The sequence below is a fragment of the Ideonella sp. P3_A4 genome (genome assembly GCF_056403075.1).
On the sequence record NZ_JBFUGE010001154.1, the window covers coordinates 1 to 1077 of the forward strand.

A 1077-nucleotide genomic window follows, 5' to 3' on the forward strand; every position below is an offset into this window, starting at 1 on the left:
GTTGAAGACGATGCCGGCGGCCGAGTTGGCGCGCAACCCGCAGGCCATGGCGATCGGAGAGCGGCTGTTCGCCAACAACTGCGCGACCTGCCATGGCAGCGACGCGCGGGGCAGCAAGGGCTTTCCGAACCTGACCGACAGTGATTGGCTGTGGGGCGGCAACGCCGAGCGGATCGAAGAGACCATCACGCAGGGCCGGCGCGGCAGCATGCCGCCGATGGCCGCAGCGGTGGGCAGCAGCACCGAGGTGCATGAACTGGCGCATTACGTGCTGAGCCTGTCGGGTGCGCCGCATGACGAGATTGCCGCCGCACGAGGCCAGCCGAAGTTCGCCGTATGCGCGGGCTGCCACGGCGCCAGCGGCAAGGGCAATGCGCTGATTGGCGCGCCCAGCCTGAGCGACAAGGTCTGGCTGCACGGTTGGGGTGAATCGGCCATCACGGCGATGGTCAACAACGGCAAGACCAATGTCATGCCGGCACACGGCGAACGGCTGACGCCGGAGCAGATCCACGTGCTGGCGGCTTATGTCTGGAGCTTTTCGAACGCCAGCGGGGGCACGACGCCCTGATTGACCGTTGCCTGCCATGACCGCCCAGCCGACGCCCACCGCCCGCGTCATCCCGATCCTGCCCGTGCCGACCCAGTCGGCAGCTGATGCGGCCGCGGACTCGCCGCAGCTGGTGTCGTTGTACGAGCGGCAGAAGAAGATCTACGTCCGCTCGGTGAAGGGCTGGTACAGCCGCTGGCGCTGGCTGATGGTGTGGTTGACGCAGGCGCTGTTCTACGGGCTGCCGTGGCTGCCGTGGAACGGGCGCCAGTCGGTGCTGTTCGACCTGGGCGCGCGGCGCTTTTTCATTTTCGACCTGGTCCTGTACCCGCAGGACTTCATCTACCTCACCGGCTTGCTGGTGCTGAGCGCCTTCGGGCTGTTCTTCTTCACCGCGGTGGGCGGCCGGCTGTGGTGCGGCTACGCCTGTCCGCAGACCGTCTACACCGAGATCTTCCTGTGGGTCGAGCACAAGTTCGAGGGTGAGCGCGGCGCCCGCATGAAGCTTGACGCCAGCCCCTGGACGC

General features: G+C 67.1%; 2 protein-coding genes. Both read left to right on the forward strand.

Features of this window, described 5'->3' with window-relative positions; all coding sequences use genetic code 11:
- Positions 1-571: cytochrome-c oxidase, cbb3-type subunit III (ccoP, locus tag AC1DYI_RS36590; protein WP_477208981.1), on the forward strand; the 571-nt coding region annotated here is incomplete at its 5' end.
- A gap of 16 nt (positions 572-587) precedes the next feature.
- Positions 588-1077 (forward strand): 4Fe-4S binding protein (locus AC1DYI_RS36595; protein WP_477208982.1); only part of this gene is annotated, 490 nt, incomplete at its 3' end.